At 73.0% G+C, this 21,759-nt stretch carries 14 protein-coding genes; 8 read left to right on the top strand and 6 right to left on the bottom strand.

The window, feature by feature from the left end; all coding sequences use genetic code 11:
* Positions 1 to 37: 37 nt before the first annotated feature.
* On the top strand, positions 38 to 286 hold the full coding sequence (locus tag WME73_RS20515) for a hypothetical protein (protein ID WP_437747103.1): 249 nt from the start codon (positions 38 to 40) through the stop codon (positions 284 to 286).
* Between the two features lie 17 nt (positions 287 to 303).
* On the opposite strand, the gene WME73_RS20510 is transcribed toward WME73_RS20515, so the two are convergent.
* The 5 genes from WME73_RS20510 to WME73_RS20490 all read right to left on the bottom strand — a co-directional run bounded on the left by WME73_RS20510 (position 304) and on the right by WME73_RS20490 (position 9,864).
* Positions 304 to 2,019, bottom strand: a complete 1,716-nt coding sequence (locus tag WME73_RS20510; RefSeq protein WP_437916822.1) for a hypothetical protein — start codon at positions 2,017 to 2,019, stop codon at positions 304 to 306.
* 207 nt (positions 2,020 to 2,226) lie between these two features.
* Positions 2,227 to 6,351, bottom strand: a complete 4,125-nt coding sequence (locus tag WME73_RS20505) for a hypothetical protein (RefSeq protein ID WP_437916821.1) — start codon at positions 6,349 to 6,351, stop codon at positions 2,227 to 2,229.
* A 105-nt stretch (positions 6,352 to 6,456) separates the two neighbouring features.
* The gene (locus WME73_RS20500) at positions 6,457 to 7,479 is read right to left on the bottom strand and encodes a hypothetical protein (RefSeq protein ID WP_437916820.1); all 1,023 of its coding nucleotides are present in this window, start codon (positions 7,477 to 7,479) and stop codon (positions 6,457 to 6,459) included.
* A 159-nt stretch (positions 7,480 to 7,638) separates the two neighbouring features.
* Positions 7,639 to 9,207, bottom strand: a complete 1,569-nt coding sequence (locus WME73_RS20495) for a methyltransferase domain-containing protein (RefSeq protein WP_437916819.1) — start codon at positions 9,205 to 9,207, stop codon at positions 7,639 to 7,641.
* 6 nt (positions 9,208 to 9,213) lie between these two features.
* Positions 9,214 to 9,864 (bottom strand): transaldolase family protein, encoded by a 651-nt coding sequence (locus WME73_RS20490; RefSeq protein ID WP_437747098.1) that lies wholly within the window; start codon positions 9,862 to 9,864, stop codon positions 9,214 to 9,216.
* A gap of 297 nt (positions 9,865 to 10,161) precedes the next feature.
* Here WME73_RS20490 and WME73_RS20485 point away from each other — a divergent pair, with 297 nt between their 5' ends.
* Positions 10,162 to 11,706 (top strand): ATP-binding protein, encoded by a 1,545-nt coding sequence (locus WME73_RS20485; protein ID WP_437916818.1) that lies wholly within the window; start codon positions 10,162 to 10,164, stop codon positions 11,704 to 11,706.
* A gap of 20 nt (positions 11,707 to 11,726) precedes the next feature.
* Here WME73_RS20485 and WME73_RS20480 read toward each other — a convergent pair whose 3' ends face one another.
* Entirely contained in the window at positions 11,727 to 13,238 is a 1,512-nt protein-coding gene (locus WME73_RS20480) for a sigma-54-dependent transcriptional regulator (protein WP_437916817.1), read from the bottom strand.
* 119 nt (positions 13,239 to 13,357) lie between these two features.
* Between WME73_RS20480 and WME73_RS20475 the strand changes: the two genes are divergently transcribed.
* From WME73_RS20475 to WME73_RS20450, 6 genes are all read left to right on the top strand, one after another.
* Complete coding sequence (locus WME73_RS20475; RefSeq protein WP_437916816.1) at positions 13,358 to 14,215, top strand: outer membrane protein assembly factor BamD; 858 nt, start codon at positions 13,358 to 13,360, stop codon at positions 14,213 to 14,215.
* Positions 14,212 to 14,526 (top strand): hypothetical protein, encoded by a 315-nt coding sequence (locus WME73_RS20470; protein WP_437747094.1) that lies wholly within the window; start codon positions 14,212 to 14,214, stop codon positions 14,524 to 14,526. Before WME73_RS20475 ends, WME73_RS20470 begins: the two co-directional genes overlap by 4 nt.
* 109 nt (positions 14,527 to 14,635) lie before the next feature.
* A complete protein-coding gene (greA, locus tag WME73_RS20465; RefSeq protein WP_012236225.1) occupies positions 14,636 to 15,112 on the top strand; it encodes a transcription elongation factor GreA in 477 nt (158 codons plus the stop codon).
* 143 nt (positions 15,113 to 15,255) lie between these two features.
* Positions 15,256 to 18,618 carry a sulfatase-like hydrolase/transferase gene (locus WME73_RS20460; protein ID WP_437916815.1) on the top strand — a complete coding sequence of 1,121 codons (3,363 nt, stop codon included), beginning with the start codon at positions 15,256 to 15,258 and terminating at the stop codon, positions 18,616 to 18,618.
* 31 nt (positions 18,619 to 18,649) lie between these two features.
* The gene (locus WME73_RS20455; RefSeq protein ID WP_437747092.1) at positions 18,650 to 19,945 is read left to right on the top strand and encodes a tetratricopeptide repeat protein; all 1,296 of its coding nucleotides are present in this window, start codon (positions 18,650 to 18,652) and stop codon (positions 19,943 to 19,945) included.
* Complete coding sequence (locus WME73_RS20450; protein WP_437873007.1) at positions 19,932 to 21,203, top strand: outer membrane protein assembly factor BamB family protein; 1,272 nt, start codon at positions 19,932 to 19,934, stop codon at positions 21,201 to 21,203. The genes WME73_RS20455 and WME73_RS20450 overlap by 14 nt, the downstream gene beginning before the upstream one ends.
* The last annotated feature ends 556 nt before the right edge of the window (positions 21,204 to 21,759 follow it).

Genomic DNA, 21,759 nt, shown 5'->3' with positions numbered 1-21,759 from the left:
GCCGCCTCCGCTAGCCCGATCGGGCGAGGTGATGGCGATGCGCTCGAAGACCGAAGCGATGGCGGGGCTCAGGCGGATGCTGCACGACATGCTGACCGCGCGGGAGGGCGGGGAGAGCGCTCCCCGCCTGGCGCGGGTGAAGGGCTGCGTCGACGGCGCGATGCGCGCGTTGCTCGACAGCGGGCAGGCGACCCGGCAAGAGCTCCTCGATCTCGTGGCCGCGGAGCGCGCGCGCGTGAGCGGCCCGGCGACGGCGGAGATCGGCGCGATGTCGCTGAGCGCCTGACGGCGCGGCGGCGCCGATCACGGCTGCGGGCAGCTCTGGTTCGTGGCGAAATCCCAGCAGGCGCCGCTCACCCCGGCCGCGCCGTCGCTTCCGGGGGAGCCACCGAGACCGGCGGAACCGCCGTTGCCAGCCGTGCCTCCAGTGAACGGCACCTCGGTGGCCGCGGGGCTCGGCGTGACCTGGTAGGCGATGCCCACCGCGTGGCCGCCTCGGCCGCCGCCGCCAGGGCCGCCATCGCCGCCCGCACCGCCCTTGCCACCCATGCAACCCGCGAGCGAGCCAGCGCCGGAGACGCGACTCCCCCCTTTGCCCCCCATGCCGCCCTCGCCGCCGGGGCTTCCACCTCCGCCCTCACCTCCATGGCCCGCCTTGCCGACGGCGATGGTCACATCGGTCAGCGCCAGCTTGGTCCCCAGGCTGAGGATCCCGATGCTCGACCCGCCGGCCTTGCCACCGCCGCCTCCCGTTCCACCGCAGCCGCCGGCCCCGCCGCCGCCGCCGCTGGCGCCCGCGCCGTCGATGTAGCTACCCCCGCTGGACATGCAGAAACGTCCTGCTTTCGCGCCGCCTCCTCCACCTCCGCCTTGACCGCGCGTCCCGCCGACGCCTGTGCCGCCGTCACCTCCGGTGATGCTGGCCAGCGTCAGCGTGGTGCCGTTGCCAGCTGTACCAGCGCCGCCAGAGGCGCCCCTCGCGCCGCTCGCGCCGTCCCTGCACTCCACCGTCTCTCCCGTCTCTCCCGTCTGCCCGTGTCCGATGCCGCCGATGCCGGATGCGGGCGGGGAGGCCGCACCAGGCGCGCCGTCGCTGCCGGTCTGCCCGCGCCCTTCATCTACAGCGGGCTGTCCACCCAGGCCGCCGGCGCCGCCGCTCGTCTCGCCGTCCGCGCACGTCGTTACGCCGGGCTGGCCGCTGTAGACCGCCACGAGGCACGCGCTCGAGACGTCCTCCAGCGCGTCCGCGCCATCCTGCACGACCTCCGGCGTCTCGCCGCTCGCGCCGTTCACCCCGTTCCCCGCGATCACGTCGACCTGCTCGAGCTGCGCGTCGATGTCCGCGACCGCCACGCCGATCGACGATCCGCCCGGAGCCGTCGCGTTGGCCGCGCTGATCGTGAAGCTCCGCACCCGCGTCCCGCCCGCGTCCTCCGTCAGCGTGAGCGTCACCTTGTTCCCGGGCCCGCCGATGGCGCTCCGCGCCGCCGGGCTCCACGTCCAGCCTGCGCCGCAGTCGAAGCCGCCGATCACCTCGACGGCCGCCCTGACCGTGACGCTCTCCTCGAATACTCCGCTCGAGCACGCCAGCACCCGCTTGCCGTTCGCGTTCGCGAGCGCCTCCGAGAGCGACGCGTACGGCCTGGCCTTCGTCCCATCTCCTCCGGACGCCGCGCCCGCGCTCGCGAACACCGCGCACCGGTCCACCACCGTGCTCGCATCCTGGGTCGGGTCCGGCTCGCACGTGGGGCCAGGGCCTTCGCCGCCGCCCGTCGTTTCGGGGGGGCAGTACCTCGAGTCTTCCTTGCAATCCTCGGCGTAGGACAGCGGCCAGCACCCGGCGAGGTGCAGCGCCGCGACGGCCGACGCGGCGGGAAACAGCCACAGCGAGAACGGGACGCCGATCCGCCGCCGCGCGGCGCGCTGCGCGGGCGCGCCGGCCTGGTCCTGCGCTCCACCGGACGGCGCAGGGGATGCGTTGCTCACCGCGTTGCTGCTCGTTCGTTCCGTCGCTCTCATCGTCCCAAGCCTTTCCTGTGACGCTTCGCTCTGCCTGCAGATCCTCGCAGAAGACGCACCCGCGCCCTGGCCGCGCCGACCCGGGAGCATACCCAGTCGGCGGATCGCCTGCTCAACGGCGATCCGTCGGCCGAGCGCTCCAGGGGGACGCCGCACGCGGTGATCCTGTCGTCTCGCGGCCCAGGCGCTCGCGCTCCGGCGCGCGCTTCAGGGGGTGACGAGCGCCACGTCTCCCTTCGTGGTCTGTCCGCCGACGCGCCACCAGTTCGCGATGAGCAGCCGCCCGTCCACCTCCACGATGCGCGAGAAGGCGCCCGCGAGCCCCTCCTGCTCGATCTCCTGGATGAGCCAGCTGTGGCCGTCGCCGCTCTTCGTCCCGATCGCGAGCCGCAGGGTCCCGCTCGTCGCGTCCTGGTAGCTGATGCGCACCTCCCCGGCCGCCGTCACGAACACGTTCGCGTCGTCGCCGATGAGGTGCTGCCCGTCCTCGAAGGGGACGCCCTCGATCCCGAGCCCGTCGTCCGCCACCTCGGAGGGCTCGACCTCCGTGCCTCCCTTCACCCGAGCGTACCGCAGCCCCTCCGAGCGGCCGTCCGCGTAGGCGAGGTGCCAGTCGCCGGCGCGATCGATGAACAGCGACGTCCCCATGCCCACGTCGCCCGTGTCCGTCCCGTCCGGCGCCGCGCCGTCCACGATGCGGGTCTCCCACGCGCCCATCGACCTCGACGCGATCACCACGTCGCCGTGGATGCGATCGTAGAACGCCAGGCCGAACCCGGCGGCATTGTCGGGCGCCATCGCGATGTAGTCGCCGATCGCCTCGGGGTACGTCTCGATCCGGTTGCCGTCGGAGGTCGCTGCGCACGCCGGCGAGCCGCCGTCGTCGATGCACGCCTGCCCGGAGGCGCACCCCGGCTCGCAGTCGCCGGCCGCGAGCGGCGTCGTGCAGCGCCCCGTGCTCCGGATGCACTTCGCCCCGGCGCCGCAGAGGAAGGCGCGGCACGGCGTCGCCTCGTCCTTCGCCACGTCCTCGAACCGCCACGCGCCTTCCCCGGGCGTGGCGCTCTCGCCGGTCGCGATCCGGACGCTCGACGTGACCGCACCGCCCTCGCCCGGCTCCATCGCGAGGTAGGCGATGACGGGCGACCCCTTCACGAAGAGCAGCTTCGCGTAACGGCCGATGTCGCTGCTCGGCGCCTGCTGCACGAAGCTCACCGCCCACGTGTCGCCCCGCCGCTGCGCGAACTTGAGCGCGCGGTTCGTGCGGTCGTAGTAGGCCACCGCCGGCTCGCCGTCCGGCCCCACCGCGATCGACGTCCAGAGGCCGACGTCGTCGCCGGGGTCGGTCTGGCCCCCGCGGAACCCGCTCACGTCGAACCGGGCCGGGTCGACCGGGGGCTCCGCGGGCACGCCGTCGATCGCCTCCCACGCGACCGCCTCGCCGTCCCACGTGCCGATCACGAGGTCGCCCCACGCGAACGCGTTCCGCCAGTCGGCCTCCGCGTAGCCGGCGACCCAGACCGTGCGCTTGTCGGCGGCGACCGCGACCGAGGTGTACGCGCCGATGAGCCCGTGCTCCAGCGTCATGCAGTCGGGCGCGACGCACCCCGGCTCCACCTCCTCCGGCTCTTCACTGCATGAGCATCCGGCGTGCGAGCCGAGGAGCGCCATGACGGCGACCCCGGCCAGCGCGCCCTTCACGCCCCGCGCACCGCGCTGCGCGGGGCGCCGAGGCGACGGGCCCCGGTCGCCGCGCCGCGCGAGCCGCAAGGCCGCCGCCGCGACGGCGAGGCCGAGCCAGCGGACGCCCGACGGCGTCTCGCCGGCGCCGCCAGCCATGACGCAGCCGCAGCCCGCCGACGGGTCGACGGGGACCCGGCCGCGGAGGATCGCCTGCCGCGCCGTGCCGAGGTTCCCCTCCTCGTCCACGGCCTCGACCTCGATGTCGACGGCGTCACCGGCGTCCACCGACGTCGTCTCCGCCGCCGTCGACCACGGGGACCACGCGCCGTCGTCGAGCCGCACGCGCACCTTCGCGCGCGCGGCGTCCGAGACCCGATCGCGCACCTCGAGCGGCGCCCGGCCGTCCACCGCGGCGCCGATGGCGATGACCGGCGGATCGACGTCGACCACCATCTCGACGGTCGCCGGCGTGGGATCCAGCGACAGGGGAGCGCCCGCGATCCGCGATCGCACCGAGATCACGTGACGCCCCGGGAGCCGCAGCCACTCGTCGCGCAGCTCGACGATGCGCTCGCGCGTGAACGGGCGCCACACGCCGCTGTCGATGCGGTACGAGTACTCGACGGCCCGCGTGCCGTCGTCGAGCGGCGAGCTCATGACGAGCCGCGCCGTCGGCCCGTTGTCGCGGGTCATCGTGGGCAGGCGGAGCCCCTCGGCGCGCACCTCCTTGCGGCTCAGCTCGGCCTGGGTGTCGCTGCTCGGCGAGCGCTGCTGCGCCGTCGTTCCGAACGCCGCGAAGATGCCGAGGTAGTTGTCCTGCCCCTTCGTGAGCTTCCGCAGGCCGGGGGAGCCCGCGCCCTCGGCCGACTCCGGGATCACCAGCGAGAGCCCGAGCGCGGAGAGCGGCCCGTCGAGATCGATCGCCGGGATGCCGCCGCCGATCAGCTGCCCGAGCTGACCGCTGAGGAGGCCGCCCAGCGCCTCCGCGATGTTGTCGGGGTTCTCCCGGAGCAGTCCGTTGTTCGTCACCTCGCCGTTCTCGACCCTGAGCGCCTCGATCACCGGCGTGAGCCCCTCGGGGGTGACCGAGAGGTTCATGGGCACATCCACGTCGAACGTCGCCGTCATGAACCGGATGAACCTGTCGAGCGACCAGACGTAGAAATCGAAGCTCGCCCGGTCCAGCTGGACGCGGATGAGCGGGTCGTCGCTTCCGTTCGTGCCATTGCCAAACGTGAGCCGAGGCGGCGCCTGCGGGCGGATGACGACCGCGACTTGCTGCGACTCTCGCTGCAGCGCGAGATCTTTTGCGGAGGGGGCCAGCAGCCCCAGCGTGCCAGAGTTGAGAAGAGGCACGGTCTCCGTGGAGATCCCGAGACAGAGCAGCCCGCTGTTGTAGAGACCGTTCATGGCATAATTCGCGAAGCGCTCGGAGATCGCGAGACCGACGTGGGGGCCGGGAAGGTCTGCTGGCCAGTCGGAGACGGTGTTGGCGACGAGCTCATCGGGAATCGGGATGCCCGCCGGGAGCGCCATGTTCGACAGCGGCACACATTTCGATGTCGGCACCGGCTCGGCGCCGCCGTAGAGGCCAAGGGTGAGCCCGTTGCCGACCGGGTTGAGGTCGCCCCACGCGAGATCGGAGCCGTCGTCCCGCTCGCTCGTGCCGCCGCCGGCGAGCAGGAGGTCGAACCCGCCCTGCGTGCCCGGGGAGATGCTCGCGAGCAGCCGGCCGAGATCGATGTGGCCCTCGACGCCGAGCAGGATCGAGGCGCACTCGTCGTTCGCGTGCGTGCCGTAGCGGCAGACGCCGCCGATGTCGTTCGTGCCGTCGGGGCAGGCCGGGTCCTGCGTCGGATCCGCCTTCAGACAGAGCTGCTGGTCGAGCTGGGCCTTCAGCGTGTCAGCGAGCGAGCCGGTCAGGAGGGGGAGGACGATTGGGCTCAAGAAATCGAGGATGTCGCCGGCGACGGAGTCGCCGCAGTCGAGCTGCAGCCTCGACTCGAGCTGATCCTCGTCGATGCCGAGCCGGACGATCTTGACGCGGGAGTAGCCCTGCCGCGAGTGCTGCGGATTCACGTCGATCTCGACCGAGAGCTCGACGTCGAGGTTGATGTTCGTGAAGGTCTGGTCGTCGGGCGGGCACGCGTCGTTGCCGTTGAGGGTGGCGATGACCGTGCTGTCCGTGACGAGGAAGTCGATCAGGATCGGGAGGTTCTGCAGGCGCACCGGCAGAGACCCCCGGATTCGCAGGTTGTGCGGGGTCCGCGGTTCGAGATGAAGCGCCGCGCTCCCCACGTCGATCTCCGCGGTGCACCTCGGCGGGCTCGCGTTCGGGTCGGCTCCACCAGGACAGACCGTGTAGTCGACCAGCGCGGACCCGGAGGACCGGGGGATCGGGAAGGTGATGATTCCACCGTCCCCACCCCCGAGGAGCGCGCGCCCGAGGACACCCAGGTTCTGCTCGAGGAACTCGACGCCCGACTGCGTGAGCCGCGCCGCGCCGGCGTTCTCGATGCGGTCCGCGGGCTTGAAGCCGGCGGGGAGGGGGGTCATTCCACAGCCGGCGCACCCGCCTCCCGAAGCGGCGCATCCGGCGATGACGAGGAGAACAAGGATGGCGGAGAAATGCTTGATGACGCGGGGCATAAGGAACCCTCCGGGGGAGCACGACCCGCAGCGCCGCGCCCGCTGGGCGCGGGCTTCAGGACGCCACGACAGATCGTACGCTCCCCGGAGAGCCGCCCGCAAGCGCTACTGGGGACAGAGACCGGTAATCTTGACGGCGCTCGCGGCATACTCGCCGCCGAGCGCATAGGCGTCGGCGCACTCGTCCGTCGCGGCCGAGTTCGTCGCGCTGCACCAGTCGCCCTTCAGCACGATCTCGCCGTTCTCGTCGCGCTTGCACGTATTGGGCGTCTCACCGGTGCCGTACTCTCCAATATCGCCCGAGAGCACGACACAGAGGCTCTGCTCGATCCCGGGGATGATCACCCGGTCGACCTCCTCCAGCGTGATGAACGCGGTGAGCTTGCCGCCGTTGATGAACGCAGGGGGATCGCCGTCCGGGCCGGGGAGGCAGGCCTCGATCGGGCTGAGCCCCTCGCGGTTGTACCGTCCGATGCAGTTGTTGTCCGCCGACACCTTCGCGTCGGTGAGCTGCACCTGGTGCATGGGCAGGACGATCGGCTCGGTGGCCGCGTCTCCCGCGCCCGTGTCCAGGAAGATCGGGACGTTCAGGATGTCGGACGCGCCGCTCCACGCGCCGTCAGTCAGGGGAGCGTCGAGCTCCTTCGGCGCGATCTCGAACTCGCCTGCAGACATGTTGGCGAAGCAGTAGCCCGCGAGCGGGTCGCTGGTGGGCATCGCGCCGCCGGTGCGCAGCTTGCCGGTCGCCGTGTCGAACTCGAGCAACCAGGAAAAGGTCCCGGTGCCATTCAAGTTGCACACGGGCAGATTCATCGTCAGGCCCTCGGCGACGAGGCGGGCGATATAGCCGACCGCGAGTACGTCGGGCTTCGTGATCGTCAGCTGCGCCATCCGCAGACCGAACTTCGTCGCGCCCTGATTGTCGTGGACGGCAATGCACTCGGAAGCGACAGCCGTGCAGACCGGGTTCGTCGGCGAGCAGTCGCCTGGAGCCCCGCCGCCGGTCCCTCCCGCTGAGCTCGAGCTCGAGCTCGTCTCGCCGGCGTCGTCGCCCCCGCACCCCGCTCCCGCCGCCGCGCCCATCAGCGCGGACACACCTAATACGCAAAAACCCTTCAGAAACCGCATCTCTTGCCTCCTCTGGTGTCGCAAGGTGCGGAGTATAAGCGGCGGCAATGCGATGACCACGCGGTCGAGGTGACGCCGCGCCGCGTCGCTAACGCCACATTCACGTCACACGCCGATGAGCCCGGCGCGCTTCGTTCGCGTCGCCGCGCGGCGTGACGCCTAGCGGCGCTCGTAGCGGTCGCCGAGCCGGGCGCCGACGGGGAGCGCGCGCAGCAGGCGAATCATGGTCCACACCGTGCCGGCCAGCTTGCGCAGCTTCGAGGTGCCGACGCGCTCGTTGTACTCGATGGGCAGCTCCACCACGCGATAGCCGCACTTCGCAGGGAACAGCAGCGTGTCGATGGGCAACGCGTCGCCCTCACCGTCGAAATCGAACGCGCGAATCACCGAGCAGCGGTAGGCGCGCATTCCGCTGTGGACGTCAGATGTCGGGATGCCATGCATCGCGTGTGTCATGGCGGCAAAGGCGCGGTTGGCGATGTAGTTCGGGACCGGCATGGCCGCCGGCCTCGTGCGGGTGCGCGCGCAGTTCACCACGTCGGCGCCCTCCTCCTCGATGAGGCGCCTGAGCACGGGGATGTTCTCGGCCGGATAGGTGAAGTCGCAATCGAGGTAGATGAGCAGATCGCTCCGGGCGGCGGCGCTGTACATGAGGAGCTCCATGGCCGGCCCGTGGCCGCGGGGCGGCACCTGCCGGAGCACGCGCGCCCCGAGGCCGGCCGCGATCTCGGGGGTCCTGTCCCGCGTGGAGCTGTCGACGCAGAGGATCTCCGCGTCGGGCGCCGCCTTCCTGATCTCGCCGATCATGGCGCCGACGCTCTCCTCTTCATCCATGGTCAGCATGCCGACGGTGAGCCGCATCCGGCGCGGGCGCGGCGGCTTCCTGGCGACGATCACGTGCTGGAACGCGAGGAGGCCGGGCGCGCGGTCGGCGACCACGTCCTCCAGCGGGCGGACGAGCGCGTGATACGCCTTGTAGGGGAGCGAGCTGGCGAGATCGCCGGGGTCGTCTCCTGCGCCGAGGCCGCGGAGGATGAGCCCCTTGGCGGCCCGGACGAGCATCGGGTTCTGCTCCACGCGGAGCACCTCGAGCCCGGCGCGCTCGATGAGCCGGACCGCCGACGCGCGGGTGAAGAAGCGGAGGTGCGTGTCGTCCAGGATGCCGCTCGGCTCGTAGTCGAACCGGCCGGCGAGCAGGCCGAGGCGCACCGGCCAGGCCGCGACGTTGGGGAGCGAGATGATGACGTGGCCGTCCTCCTCGAGGTGGGGCAGGAAGCGGCAGAGCACGGCGAGCGGGTCGGTCGTGTGCTCGAGGACGTCGGCGAACAGGAGCAGGTCGAAGCGCCGGTCGCCGAGCGCCTCGCGCACGGCGGCGTCGCTCGTGATGTCGGCGGCGAGGACCTCGTCGAGCGCTGCGCCGGCGCGCGCGAGCGAGCCGGGCGCGATATCGATCCCGGTCACGCGCGCGCCCGTGCGCTTGACGGCGGCGCCGTTGAGCCCGATCCCGCAGCCGACGTCGAGCACCGTCCGCGGCCGGCCGGCGACGGCGACGAGGGCCCGGTTCACCTCTTCGACCGCGTACTTGCGCCCGGCGAAGGCCTCCGGCGCGGCGCGGGGCGGCGAGCGTCGACCCGGGGCGTCCCCGTTACCGAGAGGGCGTGGCCCGCGGTCTTCGCGGCCCTCCCAGTCTTCCCCGTCTCCTCGCGCGTGGCCGGGCTCGGCGTTCACGCGCGGCTACTTAGCACGCTTCTCCCAGGCGGCGTTGAATTCGCGGATCGTCTCCTCGGTCTTCGGGTTGTGGAGCATCTTCCGCAAGATGGCGGGAGGCACGGTCACGATGTGCGCGCCGGCGTCGAGCGCCTCGTTCACGTCCATGAGGTGGCGGATCGAGCCGACGATGATCTCGGCGCCCAGCCGCTCGCGCTCGAGCCTCGCGCGCGTGCGCTCGATGACCGGGGTCGCGGCGTAGCCCATGTCGCGGATGCGCCCGCTGAAGATCGAGACGTACGCGCCGCCGGCGAGCGCCGCGAGGTACGCCTGGTTGAAGCTCATCACGCACGTGACGTTGGTGCGCACGCCGCGCTTCGCGAGGGCGTGCGTCACCTTGAGGCCGACGTCGCTGAACGGCACCTTGACGCAGATCCGCTCGGGCGCCCACGCGTGATAGCCGCGGGCCTCGTCGAGCATCGCCGCCTCGTCCTCGCTCGTCAGCTCGACCGACACGGGCCCCGCCGACGCCGCGAGCACCTCGCGGATGCGCCGCTCGAGATCGACGCAGCCCGCGTCGCGCGCGAGGATGAGCGGGTTCGTGGTCACGCCGGCGAGCACGCCCCAGGAGAAAAGCTCCTTGATCTCGGCCGGGTTCGAGCTGTCGAGGAAGAACATGGAGCGCTCCAGCGGGCTCGCTCGAGCCCCGGCGCGGTCTAGGCCAGTTCGATGCAATAGAGAAGGGGGATAGCGAAGGGGGATAGCGAAGGGGAGAAGGGGAGAAGGGGAGAAGGGGAGAAGAGAGAAGTGGAGAACGAGACACCGTCCACGCTGCGCGGCTCGCCGCGCCGCCCTGCAGTGACGTTCGCGGTGCGGCCGGTGTGAACGACGTTGCAAAGACGGAGAGTCCGCGCTTCAGTTCTGGTTGTCGGAGATGTCCCTCCGACGGAACGTTTTCTCCACGGCCATGCGTCGATGAGCAGCGGACGATCGTCGAGGGATCCGGTGGCGCACAGCCCGCTGCTCGCGGCTTGCTCGCCGGCGGGGCTCTACGTCGCCGCGCCCGACGGCCGCCTCGTCGACTGCAACGAGGTGCTCGCCCGGCTGCTCGGCTATGGCTCGCGGGAGGAGGCGCTCGCGGCGGGCGATCTCCACCTCGGCGGGGGCGCGGCCGGCACGACGCCGCCGCCGGCCGGCGCGGTCGAGGGCTTCCTCACCCGCCGCGATGGATCGGCGGTCCGGGTGATGAGGACCGAGACCATCGCGGAAGCGAGCGGCGAGCGGCTCGTGGTCGGGGCCATCGTCGATCTCTCCTCCGCGCGCTGCACCGACGATCGCCGGCGCGAGCTCTCGGAAGGGCTCGGCCAGGCGCAGAAGATGGAAGCGGTGGGGCGGCTCGCGGGCGGGATCGCCCACGACTACAACAACCTGCTCGCGATCATCCTGAACTACACGAGCCTGGTGATAGAGGAGCTCGACGAGCAGAGCCCGGTACAGAAGGATCTCGCCGAGATCAAGCGCGCCGCGCAGCGGGCCGCGTCGCTGACGCGGCAGCTGCTCACGGTGAGCCGGCGGGGGCTCGCGCAGCCGGTCGTGCTGGATCTGCGGGACGTCGTGCGCGGCATGGACGGCGCGCTCCGCGCCGCCGTCGGCGACAGCATCGATCTCGCGATCGCGCTCGGTCCGTCGGCCTGCCGGGTGCTGGCGGACGCGGGGCAGCTCGAGCAGGTGGTGATGAACCTCGCGCTGAACGCGCGCGACGCGATGCAAGGCGGCGGCCGGCTGTCGATCGAGGCGCGCGCGGTCCGCGTCGGCGCTGCGGGGAGCCTGCGCGACGCGCACCCGGCGGTCCCGCCCGGCCGGTACGCGCGCCTCGTCGTGAGCGACACCGGCAGCGGGATGTGCGACGACGTGCGGACGCGCGCCTTCGAGCCGTTCTTCACGACGAAGCCGAGGGGGAAGGGGACCGGCCTCGGGCTCGCCACCGTGTACGGGATCGTCAAGCAGTGGCACGGCCACATCGAGCTCGCCTCCCGGCCCGGGCAGGGCACGCGCGTCGAGATCTACCTGCCGCTCTCCGCGCGCGGGGCGTCCTCGCGGCGCGCGCGCGCGGTACACGCGCGCCGCGCCGCGCCGCGCCCGGGCGAGGGCGGGACGGTGCTCGTCACCGACGACGAGGACGCGGTGGTCACGCTCGCGAGCCGGATCCTGGGGCAGAACGGCTACACGACGCTGACGGCGCGCGGGCCGCGCGAGGCGCTGCGCGTCTGCGAGGCGCAGCGCGGGCGCGTCGACCTCCTGCTCACCGACGTGCTGATGCCCGAGATGTCCGGCGGCGAGCTCGCCGCTCGCCTCGTGAAGCTCAGGCCGGACATGAAGGTGCTCTTCATGTCCGGCTACACGGGCGACGCCCTCGACGGCCCGTTTGCCGTCCGGCCAGGCGCCGCGGTGCTGGGGAAGCCCTTCACGGCCGAGTCGCTCCTCCGCGCCGTCCGCAGGGCGATCGAGGGGGCCGCGTAGGCGGGACGTGTCGGCCTCGCCTACGGCGCCTCACCTCGCTTGATGCCGTACGTGCGGATCTTCTTGTGGAGGTTCGTGCGCTCGACGCCGAGCAGAACGGCCGCGCGCGAGATGTTCCAGTCGAGGCTGGCCAGCACCTCGACGATGTAGCGGCGCTCGGCCCGATCGCGGAACTCGCGGAGCGTGAGGCGAGGGCGCTCCGGCTCGTGGCGGGCCGCGCCCGCGGGCGGCTCGGCCGCGACGGGGGCGGGGGGCGCCGCCGCGCCGTCACCGGCGGCCCCCTGCGCGTCGTCCTCGAACGGGTTCTCGTGCGGATCCTCCGGGAGATCGGCGATCGTGACGACATCGCCCGAGAGGATCGCGGCGCGCTCGATCACGTTCTTGAGCTCGCGGACGTTGCCCGGCCAGCTCCGGCGCTCGAGCGCGGCGTAGACCACCGGATCGATGGCCTTCTGCTTGAGGCCGTTCTCGTTGCAGAACGCCGCCATGAACGCGTCGGCGAGCGCGCGCAGGTCCTCCATGCGGTCGCGCAGCGCCGGGCTCTTGATGGGGAACACGGCGAGGCGGAAGAAGAGGTCCTCGCGGAAGCGCAGCGCGGCGACCTCGCGAGAGAGGTCCTTGTTCGTCGCGGCGAGCACGCGGACGTCGACGTACCGGCTGTGCTCGCTGCCGACGCGGCAGATCTCGCCCGACTGCAGCGCGCGCAGCACCTTGGCCTGGGCGGCGAGGTCCATGTCGCCGATCTCGTCGAGGAACAGCGTGCCGCCGTGGGCCTGCTCGAAGAAGCCCCGCTTCGGTCCGCTCGCCCCGGTGAACGCGCCGCGCTCGTGGCCGAAGAGCTCGCTCTCGATGAGCTCGCGCGGGATCGCGGCGCAGTTGACCCGGACGAAGGGGCCCCGCGCCCGCGGCGACAGCCGGTGGATGGCGCGGCTGACGAGCTCCTTGCCCGTGCCGCTCTCGCCCGTGATGAGCACGCTCGCCTTCGTGGGCGCGACGCGGTCGATCTCCTTGAACAGCCGCTGCATCGCCGCGCTCTGGCCGATCATCTCGTAGCGCGCCTGCACCTGCGCCTTGAGATCCTCGACCTCTCGAGCGAGCCGTGAGTTCTGCAGCGCGTTCTTCACGCCCACGAGGACGCGCTCGCGGTTCAGCGGCTTCTCGAAGAAGTCGCTGGCGCCGAGCTTGATCGCCTTCACCGCGTCGTTGACGGTCGCGTGGCCGCTGATCACGATCACCGGGAGCTCGCGGGTGGCGTCGTCCTGGCGCACGCGCTGGAGGAGGTCGAGGCCGTTCATGCCGGGCAGGAGCAGGTCGACAAGGGCGAGGTCGACGGGGCTGTCGCCGTGCGCGAGCAGCTCCAGCGCCGCCTCGGCGCTCGCGGCCTCCGCGACCTGGTAGCCCTCACCCTGCAGCACCAGCGCGAGGGTGCGGCGGATGTTGCGCTCGTCGTCCACCACGAGCACGGTGGGCGCGGCGGCGCCTCCGGGCGGGGCGGTGGCCGCTGGGGCGGGCGGCGGAGAGGAAGCGGGCATGGGTCGACCATACCCCAGCTCAGCCGTGCGCCACGATGCGGGGAGCGAAGGAGCACAGGCCCGGCCCCACGGCGGAAGCCCTGGCGCGCCGGCGCCGGATTGGGTACGAGGCCTGCTCGATGAGACCCTCCGCCGCTGTCCTCGCCCTCGCCGGGTGCCTCGCTGCCCTCGGCGCGCTCGCGGGCTGCGATTTCGAGCTCAACGACGGCCGCACCGCGACCCTCACGTACACCGAGGACGCGCGCGCCGCGTACAACGAGGCGATGGCCGCCTTCCAGGCCAAGGACTGGGAGGACGCTCGCGCCCTCTTCGGCGAGGTGAAGCGGCTCTTCCCTTACAGCCGCTACGCCCGGCTCGCCGATCTCAGGATCGCGGACCTCGATTTCGAGCAGGGAAAGTACCCGGAGGCGATCTCGGAGTACCGCGCGTTCATCCAGGAGCACCGGACGGACCGGAATGTCGAGTACGCGAAGTACCGGATGGCGAAGGCGCTCTACCTGGACATCGACGACACGGTGTTCCTGCCGCCGGCCGAGGAGCGCGATCAGGCGACCACGCTCGAGGCCTACAAGGAGATCCGGACGTTCCTCCGGCAGTACCCGCGCAGCCGGTACCGCGAGGACGCGGCTTACATGCTCGAGGTCGTGACGGGGCGGCTCGTGCGCCACGAGCTCTACGTCGCGCGCTACTACCTCAAGGAAGACGCGTTCGACGCGGCCCTCGCCCGGATCGACTACGCGCTGCGGACCTTCCCGGGCTCCGGGCTCGATCCGGAGGCGCTCGTCCTCAAGGGCGAGACGCTCCTCAAGATGAAGAAGCCCGACGAGGCGCGCGCCGTGTTCGAGTCGGTCATCCGGGACTGGGGCGGCCCGTTCGCCGTGACCGCGCGCCGGTTCCTCGACGAGATGGGCGGGCCGCGCGGCACGCCTGCCAAGAAGGCGGCGTCGGGCCGCGCCCCCGCGGGGCCGCAGCTGTGACGCAGGCCGTCGGACGGCCGTCCTCCGGCGCTCGCTACGTGCTGGAGCAGGCCGACGCCGGAGATGCGCCAGGGGAGTTCGTGTACCGGGGCCTCGTGCGGCTCCCGGACGCGGACGTCCCGGTCGAGGTGCGGGTCGCCGAGGCGACCGGCGCGGCCACGGCGAAGGTGGACGCCGCGGCCGTCCCGCACGGCGGACCGCATCCCGAGGAGCTCTCCAGGACGGCGGCGGCTCTCGTCCGGAGCGCGACCAAGTCAGCGGACGCCCATGCGCGGCGGCCGCCGCGGAAGATCGTTCGCTGGCGCGGCTAGGCGAAGGCGGCGGGGCACGCGCTGCGGTCCGGGCGCCTGGCGCCTCGGGCGATTGGCGCGCCTAGGGCCGTCGTCTCCCGGCCGGGAGCCATGCTAAAAGCGTCCCACCATGTCCGAGAAAGTACCGATGACGCCCGAGGGACAAGCGCGGCTCCGCGAAGAGATGCGACGGCTGAAAGAGATCGACCTGCCGCAGGTCGTCAAGGACATCGGGACGGCCCGGGAGCACGGCGATCTCTCCGAGAACGCCGAGTACCACGCCGCCAAGGAGCGCCAGGGCATGATCGTCGCCCGCATCAGCTACCTCGAGCAGACGCTCTCGCGCGCCGAGGTGATCGATCCGTCGAAGCTGAGCGGCAGCAAGGTTCAGTTCGGCGCCAAGGTCAAGCTCGCGAACGTGGACACGGACGAGGAGCAGAGCTTCCAGATCGTCGGGCCCGAGGAGGCCGATCTCAAGGTCGGGCGCATCTCCATCGCCTCGCCGCTCGCGCGCGCGCTGCTCGGCCATGAGGTCGGCGAGGAGGTCCGCGTGAACATGCCCGCCGGGCCGCGCACGTACGAGATCCTCGAAGTCTCCTACGCATGACCGAGCGCAACGGGGCCGCTCCGATGCGCCCGCGGGGCCATGGGGGCGCCAGCCGGCCTCCTGGGGGGCCCGCGCCCTCCGGGCGGCCCCTCCTGGGAAGCCGGCCTGACACGACGGCCGCCGGGGAGGGGATCGCCGGCGTCATGCCGGGGCCGGCCGGCCACCGGGCCCCGGCGGCGCCGCGCCCGCAGGCCGGGCCGGCGCGCCCGTCCACGCCGGCGCCCGCGCCGAGCCGCGCCACGTTCCCGAGCGGGAACTCCGACGCGCCTCCGAGGAAGCTGGAGACGGAGATCGGGTGGCGCATGGCGGACGCCTACCTCGCGATCGCGGCGCTCGCGCTCGCCGAGCTCCTGGTCGTCGGCGTGTGGCGGTGGCGAGAGCTCCTCGGGCCCTACGAGCTCGGCCGCGCCCTGCGCGACCTCCTGCCGCTCGCGCTCTCGGCCGCGGCGCCGTGCGCCGCCGTCCTCGGCGCGGTGCTCGAGATCGTCATGCGCGCCGAGCGCAAGGCGTTCCGCGCCGCGGCCGCGCTGATCGCGGGCGTGTTCGGCGGCGCGGTGGCCTTCGGGGTCTCGACGGGGCGCATGCTCGAGGGCGGCCGGCGCGCGCCCTTCATCGCGGCGCTCGCGCTCGTCGCCGCCGCGGCGACGTTCGCTGCGGCGCCGCGCGCCGCGCGCGCCCTGAAGCGAGCGCGCGCCGCGGCCTCCGGCAGGTGGCTCCTCCTCGCGGCGATCTGCGCGATCGTCCTGCTCGAGGTCGCGAACGTGCGCGTCTTGCCGCGCCTCTACGCCGCCTTCCACCTGGGGCTCGCGGCGCTCACCCTCGCGGCGGCGACCTTCGCGACGCCGGCGCTGCCTGCGCGCGCGGCTCGCCTGGAGGACCTGCACGGGCGGCGCTCGCCCAGGCTGGTGCGCGCGGCGCTCGCGCTCGTCCTCTTCGCGTTCGGCGCGGCGCTCGCGCCCGGCGCCGCGGACAGGCTCGCGCTGGCGGACAACATCCGGCTGATCTACGCGACGCACAGCCCGCTGCTCGGCCACGTGGTCGAGCTCGCCGCCGTGCTGTCGCCGCCCGAGCCGCTCGACGCCGCGCCGCTCGACGAGCGCGCGAGCGGGCACGCCATCGATCTGCGGGGGCGCGACATCGTGCTGATCAGCGTCGACGCCCTGCGCGCCGACCACGTGGGGGCGTACGGCTACGAAAGGAAGATCACCCCGAACCTCGATCGCCTCGCGGCCGAGGGCGTGCGCTTCGACGCGGCGTACACGCCGACGCCGCACACGTCGTACGCGGTGTCGTCGCTCATGACGGGCAAGTACATCCGCCCGCTCGTGCTGCAAGGGCTCGGGGACGACTCCGAGACCTTCGCGCAACACCTCCGCCGCTACGGCTACAAGACGGCGGGCTTCTATCCGCCGGCGGTGTTCTTCATCGACGGCGAGCGCTTCGGCGCGCTGCGCGATCGGGCGCTCGACTTCGAGTACCGGAAGGTCGAGTTCGCGAGCGCAGAGCTCCGGCTGGAGCAGGTGCGGAGCTACCTCGCCGGGCTCGGGCCGGAGCAGCGCGCGTTCATGTGGGTGCACCTCTTCGAGCCGCACGAGCCGTACGAGGCGCACCCGGAGCACCCGCTCGGCGACCGCGACATCGACCGCTACGACGCGGAGATCGCCGTGGCGGACGCGGGGGTGGGCGCGATCGTGGACGAGGTCCGCAAGGGGCGCCCGGACGCCGTCGTGATCGTCACGGCCGATCACGGCGAGGAGTTCGGCGAGCACGGCGGTCGCTACCACGGCACGACCGTGTACGAGGAGCAGGCGCGCGTGCCGCTCCTCGTGAGCGCGCCCGGCCTGCTCTCGCCGCGCGTGGTCCGGGCGCCGGTGCAGCTCGTCGATCTCCTGCCGACGGTGCTCGCGGGGCTCGGCATCCCGAGGCCGGCGCGCGTGCGCGGCGCCGACCTCGGGCCGCTGCTCGCCTCCGGCGACGAGGCGGCGGAGCAGGGCAAGGCGGCGCCGGGCGGGCCGCCCTCGCTCCCGGGCTTCGCGTTCGCCGAGACGGACACGCAGACGCTGCTCGCCAAGGGCACGCTGCGGCTCGTCTGCGCGCGCAAGATCGGCGCGTGCGCGCTCTACGACGTGGCGACCGATCCGCGCCAGCAGGAAGACATCTCCGCGCTGCGCCCGGCGGAGCTCGCCGCGATGCGGTCGGAGCTGCGCGCGATCGAGGCGTCGCACGGGCGTTACGAGGTCCGCGGCCTCCGGCAGGAGGGCAAGGGCTGGCCCGACGCGCTCCGCCGCGGCATCGCGGGCGACGCCGACGCGGTCGTCGAGGTCGCGGCGCTGCTCGACGACGCGGACGTGGCCATCCGGCGCAAGGCGGGCGAGGTGCTGTTCGATCTGCGCCGCTCCGAGGCGGCGCCCTCGCTGCGCCTCGCGCTCGTGCGCGACGAGGACGACGAGGTGCGGCGCTGGGCGGCGCTCTCGCTCACGCGGCTCGGCGAGGGCGCGCCGCTCACCCGCGATCTCGTCGTCGATCGCGATCGCAAGTGGCGGCGCCTCGCGGCGCTCGCGCTGGCGGAGTCGGGCGATCGCCGCGGCGACGACGTGCTCGTGGCGTGGCTGCGGCAGGTGGTCCGCGGCCCCGAGCAGGACGGCGGCGCCGACGCGGGCGAGGTGACCTCGTTCGAGCGGGCGCGCGAGATCGTGGACGCGCTCGCCAAGATCCGGGTGAAGGCGGCGCTGCCGCCGCTCATCGCGGCGCTCGGCGACGTGCGGCTCCGCCCGTACGCCGCGGCCGCGCTCGCGGCGATCGGCGAGGACGCCGCGCGGCCGGCGCTCGCGGAGCGGCTGAGCCAGGAGCCGTACCAGACCGCGCGGGTCGCGATCGCGGAGGCCCTCGTGAAGCTCGGCGCCGGCCCCGAGCTCCGGGCGCCGCTCCTGCGCATGCTCGGCACGCCCGATCCGCTGCCGGGGGGGCTCGGGCTCGCGCTCCGGGCCGACATCCTCGACCTCCTCGGCGGGCCGCGCGAGCGCGATCTCGGCCGCCTGCGCCGCTTCGCGAAGAGCGGGGTGGGCCTCGGCGTCGTGATCCCGAAGGCCGGCAACGGCAAGGGCGTGCGCGTCCTCTGCCGCGCGCGGACCGACGACGGCCGCCCCGGCGAGGTGCGGTTCGGCAGGCCCACGCGTGGCTGGCGCCCGCCGAAGCGGGACGGCGCGTCGCTCGTCCCGGCCAGCGCGCCGGAGCTCGATCCGGAGCGCGCGGTCACGCTCGCGATCCCGCCGGGGAGCGAGCCGACCGAGGCGTTCGCGACGCTGCCGCCCGCGGCGGGCGCGCAGGCCGGCAATTACGGCGATTTCGTGGTGTACGCGACCCAGAACGTCGAGGTGTCCGCGTGCGCGGTCGTCCCGCTGAGCGACGAGATCCCGCCCCCGCAGCCTGCGCCCTGGTCGCCCGGGGAGGCCGGGGCGCCGCCGCGCTCGGACGACGAAGCGCCCGCCGCTCACCGGCCAGATTGACGCCGCAGGCCGCGAGACTAGAGTCCGCCGCGTGTCGGACAAGGACCGAGAGCAGGCCGAAGAGAAATCCGCGCGGAGCGACGGCGATGTCGCCACGCGGAGCGATGGCGACGAGGACGGGGCCGCGGAGGCGGCCCCGGCGAGGCCGCCGCGCGGCGCTCCGGTGAAGGACGCCGGCGGCGGCGACGGCGACGACGAGGCCGCGCAGCGCGTGGCCGACGCGCTCGGCGTCGGCGAGGCGGAGGAGGCTCCCGCGCCGGAGGCGGCGGGCGAAGAGGCGGCCGAGGCGGCGCCGAACCGCGCGGCCCGCCGCCGCGACGAGGCCACGGCGCGCCGTCGCAAGAAGAAGGCGATCGGCGAGGAGCTGCCCAAGGACAAGAACGCCCGCGCGAAGGAGCTGCTCGCTCGCCGCAGGGAGCAGGCCGAGGGGCGCCGCCCGGTCCAGCTGCTGCCGGGCGAGATGGTCGAGGACGCGCTCAGCCGGATGAGCAGCGGCGCTGGCCGGTGGATCAAGGCGAACTTCCACATCCTCCAGTGGGGCGTGCTGGCGGCGCTCGTCGCGACCGGCGGCGTGCTGTTCTACCTGTCGCGGGTCGAGAAGAAGGACGCCGTCTCTTCGTCGGCGCTCGTCTCGGCCGTCGCCGCGGATCGGGGCAGGGTGCTCGCCGAGGACACGCGCACCGAGGAGGAGAAGGAGCTCGACGTCACGAGGACCTTCAAGACCGCGGACGAGCGGTCGGCCACCGCGCTCGCCGAGTACAACAAGGTCATCGACGAGCACGCCGGCACCGGGGCGGCGACGCTGGCGAAGCTCGGGCAGGCCGGGGTGCTGCTCGACAAGAAGGACTACGCGCACGCGCTGGACGCGTACAGCGTCGTGGTCTCGTCGCCGCTGGCCGGGGCCGATCCCGACGTGAAGGGGCGCGCCATCGAGGGCATTGCCTTCGCCCGCGAGGGCAAGGGGGATCTCGACGGCGCGCTCGCGTCGTTCAAGGAGCTCGAGGCGATCGACATGAAGGGCTACAAGGAGCTCGCGCTGTACCACCAGGCGCGGCTCCACCTGGCCAAGGGCGACACCGACAAGGCGAAGGAGCTGCTCAAGAGCGCGCACGAGAAGCTCCAGGCGCCATCGACGGAGGGCCGCCCGTTCCAGTTCCTCGAGGCGGTCGTCGAGGAGATGCTGCGCAAGATCGATCCGGCCGCCGTGCCGCCCCGCGCCGCGTTCGGCGGTCCGAAGGGCCAGTCGATGACGCCGGAGGAGATCGAGCAGCTGCTCCGCCGGGCGCGTGAGAACGCGGAGAAGAAGGCGGGCGATGCGCCGCACTAGCCGCGCAGCGGGCGTCGCGCTCGTCTGGCTGGGGCTCGCGCCGCTGAGCGGCTGCGGCAACCTGGGCGTCGCTGCGGCGCCCGATGCGCCGCTCTGGCTGCATCACCCGGGCGGCGCCCTCGGCATCACGATGCGCCGCGAGCTCACCGCCGAGACGCGCAAGGTCGGCGAGGCCTACGAGCGCGGCCGCCCCGAGATCGACGTGGCGCACCGGCGCGTCTTCGTCGGATCGAGCGATCACGGGCTGTATGCGCTGCGCGCGGACACGAGCGACGTCCTCTGGCGCTTCGAGACGCTCGGCCCGGTGCAGTGCGAGCCGCTCTACGACGCCGCGTCGGACACGGTCTATTTCGGCTCGGACGATGGCGCCCTCTACAAGGTGCGCGCGTCCGACGGCGCGCTGCTCTACCGCTTCATGACCAACGCGAGGGTCGCGCGGCGGCCGGTGTTGCGCGACGGCGTGCTCTACGTGACGAACTCGAACGACACGCTGATCGCGCTCGACGCGGCGACGGGGGCGATGCGCTGGCACCAGCACAGGACGCCGGCGGGCGGGATGGAGATCTCCGGGCACGCGGGGCCGGCGCTCGGCCGGGACAAGGTCTACACCGCGTTCTCGGACGGGGTCGTGATGGCCTACGACCTCAAGGACGGGTCCGAGCAGTGGGCGCTCGTCGACCTGGCTGCCGAGGCCGAGCAGAGCGCGGGCGGCCAGACGCCGAAGTACCTCGACACGGACACCACGCCGGTCCTCGGGAAGATCGCCTCGGGCGATGTGGTCTTCGTGGCGGGTTACGCGGGCGGGGTCTTCGCGCTCGACGCAGAGAACGGGACCCGGGCCTGGATGAACGAGACGGCGGTCGGCGTGACCGAGCTTCTCCTGTGGGAGCAGCCTGCGCACCAGCCCCGGAGCGGAGGCGGTCCGATCGTGCCCGCGCGGAAGGTGCTGCTTGCGTCCTCCGGCATGACCGGCCTGTGGGCGCTCGATCCGGAGGATGGCCGCACGATCTGGCGCCGGGACCTGCCTGACGGCGGCATCTCGGCCCCCGTGCCGTTCTCGGGGGCGCTGCTGGTGACGACCACGCGCTACGGGATCTTCCTGTTCTCTCCGCTGGACGGGGCCGTGATCGACGGCATCGAGACCGGCGGTGGCATCGCGATGACGCCGGCGGCGTACGGCCGGCGTGCGTTCGTCCTGACGAACGGCGGCTCGCTGCTGAGCCTCGACGTCGAGACGCCCCCGGTTCCGAAGGGCTGAACACACGTACAGACTGAGGCGCGGCGGCTCGATGCTGGCGGGCCGAAGGGCGCGCGGGGCGTTGCGGACGACGCCTTGAGGCGTGTTGCGGGGCTCCGGAGTGGTGCCTCCGGCCAGGTCTCGTGGCGGGCAGAGCCAGGGGTGGCGGCGGACCGTCCGTGGGCGAGGCCGACCGCAGGTTGCAGGCCGACCGACCCAGGTTGCGGCGACCGACGGCGGCGACCGGCGCAGCCGACCCAGGTTGCCGCGGGCGAAGCCGACTGACCCAGGTTGCGGCGACGGCGGCGACCGGTGCAGCCGACCCAGGTTGCGGCGACGGCGGCGACCGCCGCGGGCCCGATCGGCCCTCAGGTGCATGAATTTGCTCGTGAAATCGAGCCGATCTCCCCTGCCCGCAGCACCGGCCTTGGATCGCATAAGAAACATTATGTCAACTCGCGCCCCCGGTCGGTTTTCCGGGCCCCACGGCTGGCGCGAGCGCAGCCAGGCGAACCCCGGCCGAGCCGTCGCGCGCTTCTGCAACCGCGCCCCTTCGCCCGGGCGCCCGCCGGCCCAC

Origin of the sequence: Sorangium sp. So ce302, assembly GCF_051530145.1 — a bacterium.
Classification (GTDB): Bacteria; Myxococcota_A; Polyangia; order Polyangiales; family Polyangiaceae; genus Sorangium; species Sorangium cellulosum_B.
Note: the sequence above shows the minus strand (reverse complement) of the source record. Positions and strands in the feature narration are given on the sequence as shown.

Bases quoted from the DNA above. Each gene is read 5' to 3' on its own strand.
- WME73_RS20515 (WP_437747103.1), top strand. From the start codon at position 38: ATGCGCTCGAAGACCGAAGCGATGGCGGGGCTCAGGCGGATGCTGCAC.
- WME73_RS20510 (WP_437916822.1), bottom strand. From the start codon at position 2,019: ATGAGAGCGACGGAACGAACGAGCAGCAACGCGGTGAGCAACGCATCC.
- WME73_RS20505 (WP_437916821.1), bottom strand. From the start codon at position 6,351: ATGCCCCGCGTCATCAAGCATTTCTCCGCCATCCTTGTTCTCCTCGTC.
- WME73_RS20500 (WP_437916820.1), bottom strand. From the start codon at position 7,479: ATGCGGTTTCTGAAGGGTTTTTGCGTATTAGGTGTGTCCGCGCTGATG.
- WME73_RS20490 (WP_437747098.1), bottom strand. From the start codon at position 9,864: ATGTTCTTCCTCGACAGCTCGAACCCGGCCGAGATCAAGGAGCTTTTC.
- WME73_RS20485 (WP_437916818.1), top strand. From the start codon at position 10,162: ATGAGCAGCGGACGATCGTCGAGGGATCCGGTGGCGCACAGCCCGCTG.
- WME73_RS20480 (WP_437916817.1), bottom strand. From the start codon at position 13,238: ATGCCCGCTTCCTCTCCGCCGCCCGCCCCAGCGGCCACCGCCCCGCCC.
- WME73_RS20475 (WP_437916816.1), top strand. From the start codon at position 13,358: ATGAGACCCTCCGCCGCTGTCCTCGCCCTCGCCGGGTGCCTCGCTGCC.
- greA (WP_012236225.1), top strand. From the start codon at position 14,636: ATGTCCGAGAAAGTACCGATGACGCCCGAGGGACAAGCGCGGCTCCGC.
- WME73_RS20460 (WP_437916815.1), top strand. From the start codon at position 15,256: ATGCCGGGGCCGGCCGGCCACCGGGCCCCGGCGGCGCCGCGCCCGCAG.
- WME73_RS20450 (WP_437873007.1), top strand. From the start codon at position 19,932: ATGCGCCGCACTAGCCGCGCAGCGGGCGTCGCGCTCGTCTGGCTGGGG.